16 protein-coding genes and 1 pseudogene are annotated in these 13,492 nt (G+C 54.0%); 9 read left to right on the top strand and 8 right to left on the bottom strand.

The window, feature by feature from the left end; all coding sequences use genetic code 11:
• Positions 1-23 precede the first annotated feature (23 nt).
• Positions 24-917: an ATP-binding protein gene (locus IEY26_RS13225; protein WP_188979691.1), complete on the bottom strand. Its 894-nt coding sequence runs from the start codon at positions 915-917 to the stop codon at positions 24-26.
• A gap of 272 nt (positions 918-1,189) precedes the next feature.
• Here IEY26_RS13225 and IEY26_RS13220 point away from each other — a divergent pair, with 272 nt between their 5' ends.
• Positions 1,190-2,116 carry a hypothetical protein gene (locus IEY26_RS13220; RefSeq protein WP_188979689.1) on the top strand — a complete coding sequence of 309 codons (927 nt, stop codon included), beginning with the start codon at positions 1,190-1,192 and terminating at the stop codon, positions 2,114-2,116.
• 61 nt (positions 2,117-2,177) lie between these two features.
• On the opposite strand, the gene IEY26_RS13215 is transcribed toward IEY26_RS13220, so the two are convergent.
• The 4 genes from IEY26_RS13215 to IEY26_RS13200 form a co-directional block, all read right to left on the bottom strand.
• A complete protein-coding gene (locus IEY26_RS13215) occupies positions 2,178-2,540 on the bottom strand; it encodes an ArsR/SmtB family transcription factor (RefSeq protein ID WP_188979687.1) in 363 nt (120 codons plus the stop codon).
• Positions 2,541-2,717: 177 nt separating this feature from the next.
• Positions 2,718-3,578, bottom strand: a complete 861-nt coding sequence (locus IEY26_RS13210) for a hypothetical protein (RefSeq protein WP_188979685.1) — start codon at positions 3,576-3,578, stop codon at positions 2,718-2,720.
• 168 nt (positions 3,579-3,746) lie between these two features.
• Positions 3,747-4,532 (bottom strand): ABC transporter permease subunit, encoded by a 786-nt coding sequence (locus IEY26_RS13205; protein WP_188979865.1) that lies wholly within the window; start codon positions 4,530-4,532, stop codon positions 3,747-3,749.
• Positions 4,525-5,442 (bottom strand): ABC transporter ATP-binding protein, encoded by a 918-nt coding sequence (locus tag IEY26_RS13200; RefSeq protein ID WP_188979684.1) that lies wholly within the window; start codon positions 5,440-5,442, stop codon positions 4,525-4,527. The genes IEY26_RS13205 and IEY26_RS13200 overlap by 8 nt, the downstream gene beginning before the upstream one ends.
• A 95-nt stretch (positions 5,443-5,537) precedes the next feature.
• Here IEY26_RS13200 and IEY26_RS13195 point away from each other — a divergent pair, with 95 nt between their 5' ends.
• Positions 5,538-6,176 carry a TetR/AcrR family transcriptional regulator gene (locus tag IEY26_RS13195; RefSeq protein WP_188979682.1) on the top strand — a complete coding sequence of 213 codons (639 nt, stop codon included), beginning with the start codon at positions 5,538-5,540 and terminating at the stop codon, positions 6,174-6,176.
• A gap of 251 nt (positions 6,177-6,427) precedes the next feature.
• On the opposite strand, the gene IEY26_RS13190 is transcribed toward IEY26_RS13195, so the two are convergent.
• Positions 6,428-6,505 (bottom strand): helix-turn-helix domain-containing protein, encoded by a 78-nt coding sequence (locus IEY26_RS13190; RefSeq protein WP_229774141.1) that lies wholly within the window; start codon positions 6,503-6,505, stop codon positions 6,428-6,430.
• Positions 6,506-6,517: 12 nt separating this feature from the next.
• Between IEY26_RS13190 and IEY26_RS13185 the strand changes: the two are divergent.
• The 3 genes and pseudogenes from IEY26_RS13185 to IEY26_RS13175 form a co-directional block, all read left to right on the top strand.
• Positions 6,518-6,979: pseudogene (locus IEY26_RS13185) on the top strand (ABC transporter permease); the annotation flags it as partial.
• Between the two features lie 177 nt (positions 6,980-7,156).
• On the top strand, positions 7,157-8,134 hold the full coding sequence (locus IEY26_RS13180; protein ID WP_188979680.1) for a hypothetical protein: 978 nt from the start codon (positions 7,157-7,159) through the stop codon (positions 8,132-8,134).
• A 32-nt stretch (positions 8,135-8,166) separates the two neighbouring features.
• Complete coding sequence (locus IEY26_RS13175) at positions 8,167-8,541, top strand: hypothetical protein (RefSeq protein WP_188979678.1); 375 nt, start codon at positions 8,167-8,169, stop codon at positions 8,539-8,541.
• 136 nt (positions 8,542-8,677) lie between these two features.
• On the opposite strand, the gene IEY26_RS13170 is transcribed toward IEY26_RS13175, so the two are convergent.
• Positions 8,678-9,376, bottom strand: a complete 699-nt coding sequence (locus IEY26_RS13170) for an endonuclease/exonuclease/phosphatase family protein (protein WP_188979676.1) — start codon at positions 9,374-9,376, stop codon at positions 8,678-8,680.
• Positions 9,377-9,512: 136 nt separating this feature from the next.
• Here IEY26_RS13170 and IEY26_RS13165 point away from each other — a divergent pair, with 136 nt between their 5' ends.
• From IEY26_RS13165 to IEY26_RS13150, 4 genes are all read left to right on the top strand, one after another.
• Positions 9,513-10,517, top strand: a complete 1,005-nt coding sequence (locus IEY26_RS13165) for a Cdc6/Cdc18 family protein (protein WP_188979674.1) — start codon at positions 9,513-9,515, stop codon at positions 10,515-10,517.
• 93 nt (positions 10,518-10,610) lie between these two features.
• Positions 10,611-11,735 carry a CRISPR-associated protein Cas4 gene (locus IEY26_RS13160; protein WP_188979671.1) on the top strand — a complete coding sequence of 375 codons (1,125 nt, stop codon included), beginning with the start codon at positions 10,611-10,613 and terminating at the stop codon, positions 11,733-11,735.
• Between the two features lie 62 nt (positions 11,736-11,797).
• Positions 11,798-12,214, top strand: a complete 417-nt coding sequence (locus tag IEY26_RS13155) for a group I intron-associated PD-(D/E)XK endonuclease (RefSeq protein WP_188979670.1) — start codon at positions 11,798-11,800, stop codon at positions 12,212-12,214.
• A 102-nt stretch (positions 12,215-12,316) separates the two neighbouring features.
• Complete coding sequence (locus tag IEY26_RS13150; RefSeq protein ID WP_188979668.1) at positions 12,317-12,472, top strand: hypothetical protein; 156 nt, start codon at positions 12,317-12,319, stop codon at positions 12,470-12,472.
• A 285-nt stretch (positions 12,473-12,757) separates the two neighbouring features.
• Here the strand turns inward: IEY26_RS13150 and IEY26_RS13145 are convergent, their stop codons facing one another.
• The gene (locus IEY26_RS13145) at positions 12,758-13,375 is read right to left on the bottom strand and encodes a hypothetical protein (protein WP_188979666.1); all 618 of its coding nucleotides are present in this window, start codon (positions 13,373-13,375) and stop codon (positions 12,758-12,760) included.
• Positions 13,376-13,492: the final 117 nt, after the last annotated feature.

Raw genomic sequence — 13,492 nt, 5'->3', positions numbered from 1 at the left:
TCCCGATAAGCAGTATCTGGTTGTTAGGGGGTCTGGAGGTTAGTCTGTTCCGAGAGCTGTTGGATCAACTCGTACAATCTATCTACCATATCTCGGAACTGCATTCGTGTCTTCTGGTTCATGTGCTCACGATCCTCGTATGGGTTAAATACGACGCCGTTGAGCATCCGACCGTACTGACGCTCGTGTGAGTCGATCTCTCGAAGTTTGGCCAAGATGCCCTGAATGATCTCTGAGGTTCGTTCGTCGGTATAGAGGTGCGTGTTTTCTCGGAACACTTCTTTGAGCGCCTCTCGGTCGATTAGATGGTAGTCCGGGGGCTGGTCAATGAGGGGGTAGTCACTGAATGTTTCTTCGTATGTCTCGACAAAGCTGTCCAGTTCCATTTCTAGTTGCCGAACGGCCTGTTGACGTCGGTCAGTTTCGACGAATCGGGACTCAACCTGTTCCCGGTTCATCGGCTGTTTTTGGTCGTTGATTCGGACGTAAAAGGCGGAATCAGAAGTGGCGACAGGTTTGCGTGTTGCCTCGTGGACGCGGACTGCGACGATGACGCGGTTCGTGTCCTCACTCGGGGTAGGAATCGTGGTAACTTCCGTCTGGACGATGGGGGTTGTGTCATGGATATACTGCTTAACGGTCTGCGAAATGTCGTGCTCTGGAGGCTCGAAGGGTCGCGGTTCGGTGTCGTCACGCATCCCGAAGGCGATAATTCCACCACTCGCGTTCGCAAACGCGGTGAATTCTCGCTCAACGCTCTGTCGCCACTCAGACTCCGTAGTGCCAGTACTGCCCGGATACTGGAGGTACTGCTTGAATTCGAGATACGTGTTCTCTGGGTGATCGACATCGGAGAGTGACTCGATAGTCTCCCACGTCCACTCCGAGATATCTGAAGGGAATGATTGATTCTCCATGCTCGTCCTGTAGAGGAGTATTCAAATAAGCATAAGTAACGATCTTGATCTCTACTTCTACGACAGACTGGCTGATTTTCACCTTCGTCCGTTGAAAATCTTCACTGATTGTCCCGCGTGATAGCTCAAGCTCAGACGAAAACCACGCCTGGAAGCCAGATATCTATCACCGTTACTAAATTGGTGTTGGGTTGATTTAGCACTCATAACCGGGCTGGCGATATTCAGACACGGTTGACGAACCAGTTGGAGCAAAACCGGTAATCCAGATCATGCAACGGCGAGAGTTCTTACAAAGTACTGGAATATTGGCCGCCTCGGGGTACTCGCTCCCAGACTGGCTCAGGCAAACCAACCGGGAGAAACGGATTGAACACTCCGAGGAGGTCCTAGATGAGTTCCTGAATCCAGTCCGGGAAGCAGACTCTGTAATTGCGGCTGGGAAGGACGCCGCGTCTGACGTGTGCGATATCTATGGGGAAATCAAGGAGATTGACGAGACAGCTGTGACAAAGATTCGGACTGCCCAGAACCCAAAGGAACTCCCTACTGAGGCCAGACACTACCTCCGTCAGATCGAGGGGCTCATTGACGCCTTCAACTCTCACTTCGACATCGATCTAGATGCGTCTGTCCTTGGCGGTGTTGATGAGGTCATGAAGACGGCCGCCAACCTCATCCCCTTGGTGATGTCCGCGAAGCAAGTGGCAGATAGTGGGTGTCGGATGCGACGATTACCAGAGGACTCTACGGCGGAGCAGGCCGCCTTGGAAAATTTCCTCCTGAACTGCGGAATGCTCATCGTCGAGGTACTGATGATTCAGTACTCACTCGGATATCGGTTCTCCTACTGGGCCACCCGAACGGTTGCGAACAATTTGCTCGTCCGCGTTCGAGGTCTCGTCGGCCTCAAGGTATACTCGATCCTGCTTCGAGAGGTCCACTGGACGATTCGAGAAGAAGTGACTGACGTCTTGGAGTATATCATTCGGACGACGAGGACACTCCAGAATACGCTTCCTGCGGCGTATTCACAATTCTTCCAGAAAGACGACCTTCAGGAACTACAGAGGTTCCAACGAACGAGCGGACTGGAGGAGATAAAGAACCTCGTGGACAAAAATGTGCTCGGCGATAATGACTCCCTGTTCGTCGACGATGGTGACCTGTTTGACGGTGGGCTTGACTTACCGATTTAGTAGATTATGTACTCTCCGACGATTCTGTTGCCTTGGATTTACCGTAGGCCGAGCGGAAGTCCTATTCGCGTTCAAGGACAGTTTCAAGCCCTTCGGAGAGCAGGGAAGTTGCTAAAATCGTCACGCCATAGTATCGCTCCGTATCATCGGGCGTTGTTCGAAGTCGCTCTTCAACGAGTCCCACGTCGGTGAGCCGCTCGAGGTGATAGTGGATTGTTGAGCTTGGTTCACCAAGTAGATCACCAAGATCAGTAGCCGTCTGAGGGCCGTCGTGCCGAAGGTAGTACACGATCTCGTAACGGGTGCGGTTCCCGAGAGAGCGTTGCATGGAAAGATATTCATCGAGGGATAGAACGCTTGGATCAGGGAGTGCGTCTTCTGGATTGTCCGACGTATTCGGTGTAGTTTCGTTCGGCGCTTCCATTGCCACTCAGCAAGCGTGCTGGGGAGAAAATTGTTGGCCGGCCAGTGAACGCTGAAAGTGACGTTATCCGGTATCGGCCTATTGGACTACCAGCGGGGAGAGGCTTCCCAATGGCCAACCAGGTGTCTCATCCTCACCGCTGGACCTCAAGGTTGTACAGCGGGCCGGTGGTACAGCTCACACAAGGCCGACAACACCGTACGCGAGAATGACGACGGCGCCACCGATGCCGGCTACAGCAATCCAGACGGCGACAATCAGTACAATGCTTTTCGTGACACCAGGGAGAAACTCCTTCATCGCCGGGACGCTCAGAAATCTATAGGCAGGAGAGATCGTGTCCGTGGTAATCCTATCGGGGAGTCGCTTACGCAATGGGTCCGTGTGTCGCGCACCAACTGGCACGAACACACGCCCATCATTCGTATCCGCTACGGCGTCCGCGATGCGGTTCGCCATGATCTCATTTCGATTCGCCCCGCCGGATATCTTCCCGCGAGCGTAGCGCACCGTGATGGGGATTGCGAAGATCGTAGCGTAACAGCCGAAACTCAATACGGCATACCGCGCGTTAACAAGAGCGAGTGCTCCGAAATACGCAATCCCGGCACCGAGCGTCAGGGCGATTCCGAGTACGACTAATGGAAGAATGCTTGGGAGTCCTTCGATAACATCCCCGTCCGATTCACGCGTGTACTGCACGTCAACGTCGTCTTTGAGTGCCGCGGCGAGAAGTGGCGTAGTGTCTGTGTAGAGGAATCCGAGGAAGAAGAACGGGAGACCAACGATCCGATCGGTAATCGTCGGCGTAGGGACTTCTTCAACGTTCTCGCGGGCGGCTTCGAACACAACGGCGTCGAACGAGCCCGTACGCAACAACGCGAGTTCCTCTCGTAAGTCCCCCGTGCTGAAGTGGTATTCCGACTTCAGGACGACATCTGCATCTGCGTGAATTCCTTCATTGACAGCGTCATTGAGGGATTCGCCTGTATCGCGTATTGTTACACAGTTACCCTCAGCGGACTTGTCGGGTGACAACGTCGTTCATTCTCCTGTACCCACAGATCAAATGTTAATCTGGCGTCAATATTTTCCGGGACTGAAGACGAGTGAGAGTGTGGCGAAATCCTGTTTTCGTCATAGACCCGATCAGGATTTAGCAACTATACCCACCTGATTTCGACTGGGAATGATCTCGTTACTGTGTCAGATGTCGCGGCGCTGGAACAGCACTTGAGCAATGATCAGCAAGCCCAAGAATCCGGCAAGGAGGATTCCAGCATCCATCAATTCGTACGTTCCAGTGAGCAGAATCGGCGTTGGCTGGTAGTAGTGCGTTGGGCTAATGTATCGAAGCCAGGCGACGCTCTCAGCCGTGCCGACCGCTGATTCAACCATCCAGAGTACGAATATTGCTCCCATTGCGGCGCGTTCTGCAATTGCCGCACGGTCCACGAGCACTGAGAGCACCATGCCAATCGCCGCACAGACCAGGAGATACGGGATTGAGAGGAGATGGGCCAGCGCGAGATGCATCGGATCGATCGTCTCGCCAATCGCCAGCACAAGCCCGTACGTGACACCACCCACCACGATGTTCAGCACGGTCATTGGAAGGAGCAACGATGCGAATTTCTCGAGGAGTAACTGACTTCGAGACACCGGGAACGAGAGCAACAGATCCATTCGATCGTTTTCGATATCACTCGCTATCGTTCCCGCCGCCGTGTATGCGAAGTAGATTCCCAGCCCCAGCAACCATACGAACGTGTAGATCTGCCCGCCGAGGAACCCACCAATCGATCCGATCGCCTGCATGCCGAACGCCTCCAGCATCGCCGGTGGCAACGACTGGGCCACCTGCTTGAAGGCTTCCGGGTCTAACAGGGAGAAATACCACACGATAAACGCCGTGTAGAGACTCACACCGACGGTCAGAACCACGGTTCCGCGGAGCCGGCGACCCATCTCATATCGGGTGGTTTCAAATATCTGACGCCACCTCCTGGTTGGATTCAACGGCGTCATCTTTCCCGTAGTAGTGCATGAAGATATCCTCGAGCGGTGGCTCATTGATTTCTATCTCACGGACATCGTGGGATGCGAGCTCGCGGAGGAGCGTATTGTACTCTCCCGTGTAGATGAACTGAATTCCCTCGGCGAACGTCTGCACATCGATGACGCCGTCGAGCGCTGTGAGATCCGCGCTGGCCTCGTCCGTCGTCTGGAGTTGCACCCGCTTGCCACCCTGGCCGAGCAACGACTCGATATCCTCAAGACCAACAAGGTCGCCCTCACGGAGAATCCCGACACGGTCACAGACGCGCCGCACCTCACTCAAGACGTGCGACGAGAAGAACAACGTCTTGCCGCGCTCGCGTTCACCCCTGACAAACTCGTTGAACTCCTCCTGCATGAGCGGATCGAGGCCGGACGTCGGTTCGTCCATGATCACTAGGTCGGGGTCGTGCATGAATGCCTGAACGATGCCAAGCATGCGCTTGTTCCCGGTCGAATACTCGCGGACGGGGCGCTCCACCGGTGGCGTGAATATCTCGAGAAGTTCCTCGCGGCGTGATTCGCCTTTGACCGATGCGTGGTAGTCGAGGACGTCCTTTCCAGTTACTTCCTCGTTGAAGCCGAGATGCGCCGGCAAGTACCCGATTCGTTCCTTCGCGTCGATGAGTGCGTCCTCGTCGTGAACGTCAGCGCCGAGGACGCTCGCGGTTCCCTCTGTTGGTTCAAGTAATCCGAGCAGTGTTCGGATTGTGGTCGTCTTACCCGCGCCGTTCGGGCCGAGGAATCCGAAGATCTCCCCACGCTCGACGGTGAATGAGATCGAATCGACGGCGCGAACGCTCCCGTAGTCTTTCGTCAGGTCGTTCACTTCGATTGTTGCCATACCCCACCTGCCAGTTGTGACTAAATATCTATTTTGGTTTTGTAGTAATAAACGAGAACCGTTTCGGTTATAGGTTTTCAGAACTCACGGGAGGTATGCGGAAATTCAGCGATGAGGAGCGAGACCGGATACACGAGGAATTAATCCAGACAGGGCGTGAACTGTTGGTGACGTATGGGCCGGCGAAGACGACCCTGAAAGACATCACTGACCCGGTCGGCATCGCTAAACCCACGTTCTACCAGTTTTTCGACGCGAAAGCGGACCTCTATGTGGAGATCTTCGAACGCGAGTTTGACGAGTTTACGGAGCAGATGCAGTCCGAACTATCAGGGGTGGACGATCCGCAAGAGCGACTAGAGAAATTCTTCCGATGTTATGTCGAATTTAGTGAGGGGAATAAGTTTATAAAAAAGTTATTTGTGGAGAAGGATTACCGGGACGTTCTCGAAAACATGTCCTCTGAACAGATCGTCGAGATCGAGCAGAAAGAGATGGAGGGGTTGATTCCGCCAATCAAGGACATTCAAGAACAAAGTGAGGGACCGATCTCGGAGATGGACCCCATAACTGTGTTAGGACTCATGGGCTCGTCTCTTGGCCTATTAGTTCTTCATAAGGACGAATATGAGGAATACGCAGCTCTTTTTGAGGAGGTTCAAGACGAGGTGTATTACCAACTTCAGGAGAAAATGATATCAACTCTTGCGCGAGGGCTCACAGTAGAAGAATAACGGACCTTCTGGCCACATTAAGTAAGTCCACAACCTGGGCAAATGGCTGATAACCGCCGTTGTATAGTCCGAATCTGTAGGTTAGTTGTCCGATTTGTGCAGTGATGATTAATGCGATTTGTGAGGGAATACAGATCTTTCTCACAGTACTCAATAAGCCCGTACGTAAGGAAGAATTCGGGCGTTTATCATCAAAGTTCACCGCTGAACGAATTATCTCATCGAGAAGCCGTCAGGAGTTCCGCAAAGATTCACACAACTACCGACTGGATGATCTTCGCTTCCGCCCGGCGGAGATGTTCGCCAATCGTGCCCCGGGACAGGCCCAACTCATCCGCAAGGTCGCGTTGTGGGTCGATACTGGTGGGTCCCCCGGAACATACGTGCAGACGGGACTGGCCGGCGTGCTTGGAATCGTTGCCGTCGTCATCGTGTTCTCGCTGTGGTTCGCCGCGTTCTCGAACATCGCGGCACTCGTGACTCGAGACTCCGAATCGACGGCGGTCTGGACGAACTTGCTCCAGTTCTCGCTGTTGTTCGTCTCCAGTGCCTTCCTGCCGGTCAGCGTTCTGCCCGAGTGGATGCAAGTCGTGGCAACGGTCAATCCGGTCACGTACGGCGTCGACGCCGTTCGAGCGCTAATGCTCGGCCAGGACGTCCTCACCGTAATCGACGTGGCGGCGTTCTCGGGCATCTGGAACACAATCGTACCAGCAGTGGTCGTGCTCGGAGTACTCGACCTCGTGGTTGGTGGAATCGCCGTCGTCCTGTTGCACCGGGTAGCAAGCTCACGAGTTCGCTAACCCCCGTCCTCGTTGTTGACGAAATCGTGTATTCACAACGGGGATCTCTATGCATCCTATCGAAGTCAGCTGGCTTTGGGCAGTCAAGTATGAAAACGCGAGCACAGCAGGGGTATCGCTGTATCCTCTTCTCTAGCGGAGAAACGGTTTTATTCCTCCAATAGACAGTAGTCAGGAATGAGTGTCAACGACCAAAAAATCCACCGAGAGATTTTGAGTTACATCTACGAGGCGGTGAGTGATGATTTCCGGCGGTACGCCGATCCTCGAGAAATGGCTGAGGAGTTCGAGAATCTAAATCTGGATGAACTCCGGTACCATCTAAAGCGGCTTGAGGATAATCGACAGGTAGAGTATAGGGCTCAGCACTCTGTTCGGATAAACGCAGAAGGTGTCGAGAAGCTTGATCGGGAAGGATACGAAACCCTGCTCGATACGGACCTTCGCTATGAAATTCTTCGCCGAGCGTACGAGAAGGATCGAGGGAAGCCGCACGCCGTTATTGATAGGAATGAGATCTTTGAGGAGTTGGATGTCTCCATTGAGGAGATGAAACGGAATCTCTGGTATCTCTCAGAAAAGGGGCTTATTGACCTATCCGGGACTTCTAGCCACTTTCAATTAGAAGGAGAGGGACGGGATCGATACGAGCAGTACCGTGATGAGGGGATTCCAATTCCCCGGACTCATCCGGTGCAACGGTATACTCAGCACACAATAGAGCAGGGTGATCGTGAGAAAGCTGAGAACGTGTTCCGTGACATTGTGGAGGTAGCTCGTGAAGAAGTGATTGTTGTGGATATGTACGCGAAGGGTCGTCTATACGAGTTATTGGAGAGTCACGTCCCGTCCGTCGTTGATGTGAAGATTCTTATGTCGGACCAGGAAGTCGGAGAGGAGAACATTGGACTCTCCCGGGAGTACAACGACGGGAAAGACGGTGATGTAGCGCTTCGGTATTTGGATTACTGGGGGGAGTATCCGTTCCATTCACGGGAGGTTATCCGGGATCGTGAAGCTGGATGGGTGTGGGATCACACGTTCGCTGATGCAGGTGGGCGGCATCACACGATTAGTCAACTCCGGCCTGTGAATCTGGAGAACGATTTAGAAGTCTTTGATGAGGCCTGGGAAACGGCTGAGCGCGTAGAATGACGCAGATTAGACGGCGATCTCTAGAAATCCCGGTGGGCGAGACTGGAATGCTTGGCCGGGAGTGTCCTCGTTGCCGCTCCCAGTTCAAGATCGACCTGGAACGCTATGAGGAGAGGGGATTCATGAATCTTCGATGCCCGTACTGCAAGTTCATTTCAGAACTCGATAGCTTCACCACAGGGGAACAACGAGGGTATCTCTACTCGGTTACTCGGAACTTTGCGTTATCGACGATGGAAGATCTACTTGAGGATGCTTTTAGCGGGTTGTCGGGGTCTTCCAGCGATGGTATTGACATTGAAGTTGACGCCGATGATGTCTATTTTGGACGGGTTGAAACAGAGCCGCCGAGGATCTCTGGGGACCTAGTAGACGACGTGTGCGAAGAGTGTGGTTTCTCATTCTGAACGAAATCAGACAGTGACTGCATGTGCCCAGTGTGCCGCTGAAAAGCCCGCCATTTCGGAGGTTGTAGCGTCCGCCTCCAGGCTTCCGGGCGAGCCTCGCATCAATTTCATGGTTGAAGTGATGCGGTCGTGCCAGTTATTCGGATGTATCAAGCATGACAGGCATGTGGTCACTCGCATCAATCCAGTTGTTGAAGTGGCCGACACGAACCGCGTCAGATTCAATTACTGAACTGGGTGCGAAAATATAATCGGTGTGATACGGCCGGTCCTGCTTCTTGTGCATGAAGAACGTTGACTTCGTTTCCTCTCCGAGCTCATCGTCCGTGGCACCGTGATACGCGCTCATCAACCCACAGGCATTCAATGTGGACGTGACGTCGGCGAAGCCCCCGACAAGCGGGCTTTTCGGCGATTCGTCCCACTGGACGTTCCAGTTGAAGTCACCTGCAACGATCGTCTCCGCGTTGACGAGTTCGCTGTAGTCCTGGAGCGCGGTGTGAACTTGTCCGATGTACCGTTGTTCCGGGTTACTCTTGTCGTTCATCGCCCACACCCCGACAATCGTTCGACCAGCGACAGTAACAGGGAGGACGTATTCGGCGTCTGTCGCTGGGGCGTTGATCGGGTCAATTGCGTGTCCGTTCCGGGTGAATATGGCGAGTCCCTTGTTCGGGTTATCGCCTATCCATGCCCAGTCCGTGAATTTGTTCCACGAACCCTTGTGATTGGGATTCTCGGCTTCCTGAATTACGAGTACATCTGGATCCCAGCCGAGTACCTTGGCCCGCTTGTTTCGGAAAGCCATGTTACAGTTCCACGTCACGATGCGCATACCACTGGGTGTCGGGCGCGAGGCTTGGCGTTTCCGGGTGATGAACACCCAGTTTGAAGCGGGTATCCGAAGAGTATCGGAAATATCGGAAACGATGCCCTTCGATTTACGATAGTAGCCTCCCTGTCAACGAAGTATGATAACGGATGCTCGCGTCCTACAACCCAAGTTCATCCCCCGGGAGGTGCAACACCGTGACGCCGAAGTCAACCACCTCTCCAGCACACTCACTCCGATCACGAACGGCGAGCAACCCGACCCGGCACTTCTCCATGGCCCGAGCGGCGTCGGCAAAACGTGCGTCGCGCAATACCTCGTTGAACAGCTCCAAGAGGCTGTCATTGACCTGGACACGCAGTACGTGAACTGCTGGGAAGATTATAGTCGCTTCAAAACCCTCTACAGGCTCATCGACGGCATCCAACAAACCGCCACCATTCACCGCCAATCCACACCCACTGACCACCTGCTCGAACGCCTCCGCGACTACAATGGCCCGCCCTACGTCGTCATCCTCGACGAAGTGGATCAACTCGAAGACAAGAGTCTCCTCTACGACCTCTACCGCATCCGCAACCTCACAATGATCCTCATCTCGAATAGCGAGCAAGCTCTCTTCACAGACGTTGGTGAGCGCCTCAACAGCCGTCTCACCAACGCCGTGCGGATTCACTTTCGTGCCTACCACGACCCAGAGCTCGTGAGTATCCTCCAAGACCGGGTCCAATGGGGACTCGCACCAGACACCATCGATGACTCTGCCATCAACGCGATCGCCACGAATGCCGCTGGTGACGCCCGCGTCGCCATCGGCATCCTTCGACGCGCCGCCCGCCAGGCGCGCGACCAATCTGCTGACCGAATCACCGAGGATTTGATTCGGAAAGTGACTCCGGAAGCGAAATCGGAAATCGAGCAAAAGACCATCGACCGTTTGAAACCCCACCAGAAAATCCTCTACCACATCATCAACGAGCACGACGAAATCAAGCCACAACCCCTCTACGACGCTTACCGAAATCGTGCCAACGAACCGAACTCGCACCGTATGGTTCGAAACTACCTCTCGAAGTTAGAGCACTACAACCTCATCGTCGCGGAGGGTAACACGAAAGGCCGCCGATACCGTCCCGCTCCCTGACCCGACATTCCATTCTTCTCTACACGGGAACCGCCGGTATTCGGAAATCACACGCGGATACCTAATGGCTGGTCTCGTGTCCGTCGACGTGCGATGAGCGACGAATCAACTACACCACCACACGACCCGCCCCAAACACCTAGCGGGAAGTCGGCGTACGTCTCTAAAATCGTGCGTGACCGGATATCCGATCAGACGTTCCGTGAGTGGTACGCGGAACAGCAAGTCGCAGAGAACATCCTTGAGGGGCAAGCGTACTTCAACGGGCCATCCCCGCCGAAGGATCCAGGGAAGCACACGCCGAGTAAACTCCTTCAGTGCCATCGGAAAGCCAGCTACGACCGCCAGAATGCGCCAAACGAGGGCACACCGCCCGAGGGCCTGTTCTGGATCGGTTCTGAGTTTGAAGAACAGGTAATCGTACCGTTCCTCCAGGACGCCACGACGCCGAAGACGTACGTCCAGAATTCGGTGTGGATTGACACCGAAATCACCGTCGAAGGCACCACCGTGCGGCTTCGCGGTTCAACCGACCCAGCAATCGTGACGAAAGACGCAGAGCCGTTGTTCGTCACCGAAATCAAGACGACGAAAGACGTCCAGCACCTCTCCGAGCCGAAGCCGCACCACAAGGCCCAGCTCCACGCCTACCTGTACGCCCTCGATGAGGAACACGACCACTCGGTCCGTGATGGGCTGGTTGTCTACGGGAGCCGTACCACGTTCGACCTCAAAGCCTTCCACATCGAGTTCGACCCCGAGTTCTGGGAGCGCGTCACCGAGTGGATGGCCGCCCAGACCAACTATGAGGCGCGTGGGGAGTTACCGCCGGCTGATTCGGAGCGTGACTGGGAGTGCTCGTACTGCTCGTACAAGCATCGATGCGGCGAAGCAGACACGCCGTACTCGGATATCGAGTTTGACGGGTTGTTGCCGTTGTTCGCCGACTACGACCGCGACCCACTCACGGAGTACTTGGATGGGTACGCAGATGCCGGTGCGAAACTGACACCCACGCTCGCGCACGTGTACCCCGACTTGGTTCCAGAGTATGGTGCGTACGAGTGGAGTTGCCCAGCCTGCCCGGAGACGTTCGCGTGGGACGCCCTTGACTGGGATGGGGATACAGACGATCCGCCGTTGTGCCCAAACTGTCTGGACGCAGGCGAGATGGTCACGCTGGGCGGCCCGGAACCTCACGACCAACTCAGTCAGTGAACGCAGTACAGACCTATCTCATAGCGAGAGGTGCCGGTTGATACTTATTACGTCACATAAACATGGACGATATGAACAACTCCTCTCGACAAGGAGAGAAGTCAGAATTGGCTGTCGCCTCAGAGTTGATGGAGAAGGGGTTCGGCGTGTCGTTCCCTTTTGGCCATGACCATCAATACGACCTCATCGTGGACATGGACGGAGCACTATACAGAATTCAGGTTAAAACAGCAAAGCACGAGGAGGGGAACCGGTATTATATCCAGGCGAACGCCAATCACTACGACAAGAAATACGTTGACCTCTTAGCTGGATATTTGGAGAAGAAGGCTACGTTTTTCATCCCTATTGATGAAGCGAGTGGAAAACGACAACGGGTGACCTTCACGGATTTAGACCAAATGGGCCCTAAAGTGAATCAACAGCGGTCTAATCATATCAGTAAATATCGCTTTGGCCAAGCAATCAGGAGGGTATAATTACCTGCCTGCCTGCCCAACGGGTGCCCCCAGACCACCTCTTGAATAAAGAGCCCGTGCGGCTATCTACTGTTCAGGGCCAGTAGTCGGTAGTTGTGGCTAATGACTGCCGCGGACGCTATTGACGAAGTGGATCAGAAGATGGTGACGCTCACCGAGGCGATGCTAGGGTACAGTATTCTTGTGAATGGCGAAATTGCGGGCGCAATCGAAGGTGTGCCGGGCGACCTCGAGCACATCACGGTGGAGATGCCCTGAGAGGGGAAGGGTGTCGCCCGTGCGACACTTCACGAATTCATCGAGTTGAGTCGAAAAGCGGGGAGAAGTGAAGTCACCACAACTAACACCACCCATTCGGCTATGGAACATATCTTGGAGACTGAAGGATTCGAAAAGCGATCCGATGAGATTGGGTGGATGAAGAATATTTAATGGAATTTCTGGCCACAAGAGGCGACGAGATCTGGTGATAGATCAGTATTGATCCTCCCACCAAATTTTGTCGAAATACTCTCTGTCGACGGGGGTGAATTCAGTCTCGGCCTAATTAACTTGGACTCGCATATCAATCAGATAGTTGACGCGCTCCGGTACCGGGAACGCATCAGCCGGCTGGTCAAGGGCGTCAGAAATACGAATATCCCCGTGGTATCCCTCCAAGAACTTGCACAGAAACTCGACGAATCCATTACTATAGTATCTCGTATACTTTCCTCCGGTTCCCCCGTCACAGTATACTGGGAGCGCCGGAACGACTCCGATTTCACCGGGAGAATACGTGAAGATGTAGGATTCTTGTGTCCGAGATAGCATCTTATAGCACTGGTGCCGCAATAGAGGATCGGATTTCCCGAACCGTTTGGATTGAATCAACATACCTGTTGAGAGACGGAATTCCTCTGAGACTAGCTGATATCGAAGGCCAATGTCCACACCACTCTCAGGTTCGTTCGTCCCTTCGAACGCGTCGACGTCAATACGTATTTCGTCAGAACCAGACGTGAATGTGTCATCAAGCTCCGCAGACAGAATCCCGGATAGATATCCTGAAACTCTATCTTCAGATCTTGCCGTCCCACTCTCGTAGGCGTCTGTTACTTGCTCCTCAACTGATTCTAATCGGGACTGAAGTCGCTCAGAGATCTCGAAGGGTTTGAGCATATGCGCGGTAATATCAGCCAGGCTATTTCAAGCTACACTCCACATCAAGGGCAGTATGCATACTTGGGCCGGTAGAAACATCTCCTCAGAGTCTAGCGGCACGGAGGCTCTATGGCC

This window comes from Halocalculus aciditolerans, assembly GCF_014647475.1.
In the GTDB taxonomy this organism is placed as follows: domain Archaea; phylum Halobacteriota; class Halobacteria; order Halobacteriales; family Halobacteriaceae; genus Halocalculus; species Halocalculus aciditolerans.
Note: the sequence above shows the minus strand (reverse complement) of the source record. Positions and strands in the feature narration are given on the sequence as shown.

What these genes read in the sequence shown, in the direction of transcription:
- IEY26_RS13225 (WP_188979691.1), bottom strand. Translation starts at nt 917, where the DNA reads ATGGAGAATCAATCATTCCCTTCAGATATCTCGGAGTGGACGTGGGAG.
- IEY26_RS13220 (WP_188979689.1), top strand. Translation starts at nt 1,190, where the DNA reads ATGCAACGGCGAGAGTTCTTACAAAGTACTGGAATATTGGCCGCCTCG.
- IEY26_RS13215 (WP_188979687.1), bottom strand. Translation starts at nt 2,540, where the DNA reads ATGGAAGCGCCGAACGAAACTACACCGAATACGTCGGACAATCCAGAA.
- IEY26_RS13200 (WP_188979684.1), bottom strand. Translation starts at nt 5,442, where the DNA reads ATGGCAACAATCGAAGTGAACGACCTGACGAAAGACTACGGGAGCGTT.
- IEY26_RS13195 (WP_188979682.1), top strand. Translation starts at nt 5,538, where the DNA reads ATGCGGAAATTCAGCGATGAGGAGCGAGACCGGATACACGAGGAATTA.
- IEY26_RS13180 (WP_188979680.1), top strand. Translation starts at nt 7,157, where the DNA reads ATGAGTGTCAACGACCAAAAAATCCACCGAGAGATTTTGAGTTACATC.
- IEY26_RS13170 (WP_188979676.1), bottom strand. Translation starts at nt 9,376, where the DNA reads ATGCGCATCGTGACGTGGAACTGTAACATGGCTTTCCGAAACAAGCGG.
- IEY26_RS13165 (WP_188979674.1), top strand. Translation starts at nt 9,513, where the DNA reads ATGATAACGGATGCTCGCGTCCTACAACCCAAGTTCATCCCCCGGGAG.
- IEY26_RS13160 (WP_188979671.1), top strand. Translation starts at nt 10,611, where the DNA reads ATGAGCGACGAATCAACTACACCACCACACGACCCGCCCCAAACACCT.
- IEY26_RS13155 (WP_188979670.1), top strand. Translation starts at nt 11,798, where the DNA reads ATGGACGATATGAACAACTCCTCTCGACAAGGAGAGAAGTCAGAATTG.
- IEY26_RS13150 (WP_188979668.1), top strand. Translation starts at nt 12,317, where the DNA reads ATGACTGCCGCGGACGCTATTGACGAAGTGGATCAGAAGATGGTGACG.
- IEY26_RS13145 (WP_188979666.1), bottom strand. Translation starts at nt 13,375, where the DNA reads ATGCTCAAACCCTTCGAGATCTCTGAGCGACTTCAGTCCCGATTAGAA.